The organism is Candidatus Accumulibacter vicinus, from assembly GCF_000584955.1.
Taxonomy (GTDB): domain Bacteria; phylum Pseudomonadota; class Gammaproteobacteria; order Burkholderiales; family Rhodocyclaceae; genus Accumulibacter; species Accumulibacter vicinus.
Genome location: NZ_JDSS02000053.1, coordinates 144,416 through 148,547, shown reverse-complemented (window position 1 = coordinate 148,547; position 4,132 = coordinate 144,416). Strand labels below are relative to the sequence as shown.

General features: G+C 64.2%; 5 protein-coding genes. 3 read left to right on the top strand and 2 right to left on the bottom strand.

Going from position 1 to position 4,132, the window contains the following annotated elements:
- Window positions 1-447: 447 nt before the first annotated feature.
- From CAPSK01_RS21035 to CAPSK01_RS21025, 3 genes are read left to right on the top strand one after another with little or no spacing between them, the layout of a single operon-like run.
- Window positions 448-1,113 (top strand): sigma-70 family RNA polymerase sigma factor, encoded by a 666-nt coding sequence (locus CAPSK01_RS21035; protein ID WP_273704228.1) that lies wholly within the window; start codon window positions 448-450, stop codon window positions 1,111-1,113.
- On the top strand, window positions 1,110-1,961 hold the full coding sequence (locus CAPSK01_RS21030) for a cupin domain-containing protein (protein WP_034931520.1): 852 nt from the start codon (window positions 1,110-1,112) through the stop codon (window positions 1,959-1,961). Before CAPSK01_RS21035 ends, CAPSK01_RS21030 begins: the two co-directional genes overlap by 4 nt.
- A complete protein-coding gene (locus CAPSK01_RS21025) occupies window positions 1,958-2,482 on the top strand; it encodes a hypothetical protein (protein WP_273704227.1) in 525 nt (174 codons plus the stop codon). The genes CAPSK01_RS21030 and CAPSK01_RS21025 overlap by 4 nt, the downstream gene beginning before the upstream one ends.
- Window positions 2,483-2,495: 13 nt before the next feature.
- Here CAPSK01_RS21025 and CAPSK01_RS21020 read toward each other — a convergent pair whose 3' ends face one another.
- Window positions 2,496-3,929: an HDOD domain-containing protein gene (locus CAPSK01_RS21020; protein WP_034931517.1), complete on the bottom strand. Its 1,434-nt coding sequence runs from the start codon at window positions 3,927-3,929 to the stop codon at window positions 2,496-2,498.
- Between the two features lie 46 nt (window positions 3,930-3,975).
- Window positions 3,976-4,132, bottom strand: a 157-nt coding sequence (locus CAPSK01_RS24275; protein ID WP_273704240.1) for a helicase HerA-like domain-containing protein, incomplete at its 5' end; no start/stop codon positions are given.

Genomic DNA, 4,132 nt, shown 5'->3' with positions numbered 1-4,132 from the left:
CGCGCAACTGCTCGGCGAGCTCTCTGCGGCGTCAAGCGGCGAGCGTTCGTCACCCTGGATACAGACCGATCCAGCGACCGGAGAACGCTACCTCAAACTGCCCGTGCCCGATCCACAAACGATACAACGCCTCGCCGAAGGGCTGTTGGGCCTGCTTGGCGGGCGGAAATAGCGATACGCGGACGAACCCTTGCACGTCGCGGTCCATGGCTTGCGGCACCGGCCGGAACCTTGCCTGCATCCGCTGCGTGACTTCGTGCGTATGGTTAACATGTCGCCACGACACCCACCCTTCATCGGCATCCCGGTGTGACCGGCCAGCCTGCCGCCTGCAAGGACATCGCGGATGCTGTCACCCGACAGCCCTCCGAAGTTCTCGCCAAGGCGTTTGGCTTGGCGGTCCTGATCGGGCAGAATTCGTCCGATGCGAAAACCGAAGCCCTTGAGATGAACGAAACCGACGATTTCGATGCCCGAACACTCCCCGCGACCGACCAGGCTGAACTGGCGGAAGGACAGGCACGGGTGCAGTGCATGCTGGCTGACGAGGCACGCCTGCAAGCCTGCATTGCCCGTATCGTTCATCAGGATGAGCAGGCGCTGGCCGAGTTGTACGAGGCGCTGGCCGGTCGCGTCTATGGCCTGGCATTACGCATCACCCGCCAGGTGCAAACTGCCGAGGAGGTCACCGAGGACGTTTTCTGGCAAGCCTGGCGGCAGGCACCGCGTTTCGACGCTGCTCGTGGCAGTGTTCTGGCCTGGGTGCTGACCATTGCCCGCAGCCGTGCGCTCGACGCCCTACGCCGCCGAGACCCGGCCGAAACACTCGATGAGGAGCGGCTTGCTGACCAGCAGGGTGCGGAGAATGATCCCGAGGATCTGCTGCTGGCCGTACAGCGGCAGCACCGCTTACATGCTGCGCTGCAGGATCTTGATCCTCTGCCCCGGCAACTACTGGCACTGGCATTTTTCCGGGACCTTTCGCACGAAGAGATTGCCTGCCAGATGTGTCTTCCTCTGGGTACGGTCAAATCCCATATCCGCCGCGCTCTTCTGCGCCTGCGCCGGCTGCTCGGCGCCGAGGATCCCCGCTCGCCAATGGTGACGCCATGAATTCCGAACAATTTGCTCATCCCCCTGAAGACGACGGCGACACCCGCACATTGACTCCTCTGATCTGTGAGGGACTGTTGCCGATCGAGCTGCCTGCGCGCCAGCATGCCGACCTGCGCAACCGCTTGCTGCGCCGAGTCGGTGACAGCGTTCGTCGGCATGCCGGGCTGCTCACGATTCGCACTGGCGACGGGAACTGGCGCACAGTGAAGGCCGGTGTCCGCACCAAGACCCTCTGGGAGGGTCCGCAAGGCGCTTCGCTGCTGATCGAGCTGTCCCCTGGAGCAATGCTGCCGGTACATCGCCATCACCATCTCGAGGAAGGGATCGTCTTGCGCGGTGGCTTGCAACTCGGCGAACTGAACCTGGGACCGGGCGACTACCATGTTTCACCACCGGGCAGCCGGCATGCGCGCATTACGTCCCGCACAGGCGCACTGGCCTATCTGCGCGGCACCTCGCTGGGGCATGTCAGAAACGTACTCGGCGAGTTGCTCGGTGGCCTGATCCCGGGCCACGGACCGGCCAGCCATACCGTTTTTGCTGGCGAAGGCGATTGGCACGGGATTGCCAGGGGCATTGAACAGAAGATTCTCTGGCGCGACGGCGACGTCATCTCGCGCTTCTTCCGTCTGGCAGCAGGAGCGCACCTGCCGGCGCACGCGCACCATGGCGAGGAAGAATGCATCATGCTGAGTGGCGACGCTTTCTTCGGCGATGTGCTGGTTCAGGCCGGCGACTTCCACCTCGCACCGGCTGGCAGCGAACACGGCGAGGTGCACAGCGACCACGGCGCGCTGGCTTTCGTCCGCGGCCGTGAGGTTCAGCCGCTCTCACCAGAACGGTGAGCCCGCGTTTTGTGATGATCAGCCGCTGGCGCCTGGAAACAACACGGGAGCGCCTCTGGGAGCTGCTGATCAACCCGCTGGACTGGCCCGGCTGGTGGCCACACCTGGCCAGCGTCAGCAGCCTCGCGAGCGGCGACCGCGAGGGGGTCGGTTCGCAGCATGCTTTCCTCTGGCGAAGCGGCCTGGGATACCTGCTGCGAATCGTGATGACCACCCGGCGCGCGGAGCGCTTGCGGGAACTCGAAGCTGCGGCCAGCGGAGACCTGCGCGGCATCGGGCTTTGGCTCATTGAGGAGGCCCCTCCCGATGCAGTATGCCTCACCTACCGCTGGGACGTCGAACTGAGCAAACCCTGGATGCGTCTGTGGGTTCCCCTGTTGCGACCAATCTTCGCCTGGCGCCACTTCGCGGTGATGGCCTGCGGCGCCCGCGGCATGGCCCACCAGCTTGGCTGCCGACTGTCAGGGATCGAGGAGTGGTCGGTGATCTCACCCGTCGACGAGGGCGTACCCGTCAGCTGAATGCGGGTGAATTTCACTGGATGGCCCCCACGAAAGCGGCGATGTTCGCCTCTGCCTGCTGCAGATGCAGCAGGCAGTCGTTCCACTGCGTCTGGCCCAGGTCGAGTTCATCGAGCAGAGCGGTCAGCCCGGCGTCATTCCCGGCCACTGCGTGGCTGCCGAGCGCCGCATGCGCCACCTGGTCGGCAAAACCGATCAGCGCGCAGAACACCTGTTCGTCGCCGGCCGCCGCAGGGTCGTGATGATGAGCAATGGCGGCGATGTACTTCGCCGGCAGATTCCAGCGCTCGGCGACCATTTCGCCCACCTCTGGATGGGTGAACTCGAACAGGGTGCGCTCGGCTTCAAGACTGCTCATGGCCGAACCGCGCCCGAGTTCGAGCACCTGTCGATAAACCGATTCCGCCTGAACCGCGAAGATCAGCTTGCCGATGTCGTGCAAAAGACCGGCCATGAACGCCTCGTCAGCCACGCACCGTACCCTCGATGCGAGAAAACGTGCTGCAGTGGCTGTGGCAATCGAGTGTTTCCAGAAATCGACCAGGTTCAGCTGCCGGGTGCGAAAAGCGTCGAAAGCACCGACCGAGATCAGCATCCCCTGCACATTGATGAAGCCGAGCAGACGTACAGCGTCGGCGATGGTGGCCACACGGCGTGAGAAGCCGAAGAAAGCCGAGTTGGCAACCCGCAGGATTTTGGCCGAGATCGCCGGGTCGTTAAGCATCACCCGTTCGACTGCCCGAGCATCGATATTGGGATTCTGCATGACCTTGAGCGTTTGCAGGACGATCGCCGGCAAGGTCGGCACCTCGTAAACGTCGATCGGCCGCATGCGCGCCAGCGGCTCCCCGGTCAGCTTGTTCGCACTCGCGGCAATGCCGGTCTCCAGCAGGCTCGCCGACAGACCCGGATGGACCAGCTGGAAGACATGCATCGGGTGCGGCAGGTCACGCAGTCGCAGCATGCCGGTATCGTGCAGGCTGCTGCTGGCGGGCAAGGAATCGCGCACCAGCGTTTCGGTCTTCGAAGTCAGCAGGGTCTGCCCGCCGTGCGTCACCGCCAGCAGGCGCGCCACACGGTTCACCGTCGTACCGAAGTAATCACCATGACTCAGATACGCCGGACCGGTGTGCAGCGCAACGCGCACCCGTAGCGCGGCACGTGTCGGCCACTTCTCGGCGGCGACGCTGGTCTGGATCTGGCAGGCCGCCCTGAGCGCTTCGACTGCATTGTCGAAAGTGACACAGAAGGCATCGCCAACAGTCTTGAAGACGTAACCACCGTGACCTTCAATCGCCGACGAGAGCAGGATATTGTGGCGCTGCAGGGCCACGCGCATGGCCACCGACTCGCGCTCCCACAGGCTCGTCGAGCCTTCGATATCGGTAAACAGGAAGGTTACGGTAATCAGCGACGCGTCGCCCAGGGTCATTTCTTCAAGTACCATTTGCAGCCTCGTTCGCTGGTCGGCGGGGAATCGATAGGGACAAGGCTCAGCGCCGGCGCGAGCCACCGCCGAGAATCGAACCGAGAACGCCGCGAATGATCTCGCGCCCCACCTGCGAGCCGATGGCACGCGCGGCGCTCTTGGCCGCCGTCTCGATCACCGAATCGCCGCCGCGTCCCCGGCCGCCGCCCGAACCACCGCCA

Coding starts and splice junctions, on each gene's coding strand:
- CAPSK01_RS21035 (WP_273704228.1), top strand. CDS start 448: ATGAACGAAACCGACGATTTCGATGCCCGAACACTCCCCGCGACCGAC.
- CAPSK01_RS21030 (WP_034931520.1), top strand. CDS start 1,110: ATGAATTCCGAACAATTTGCTCATCCCCCTGAAGACGACGGCGACACC.
- CAPSK01_RS21020 (WP_034931517.1), bottom strand. CDS start 3,929: ATGGTACTTGAAGAAATGACCCTGGGCGACGCGTCGCTGATTACCGTA.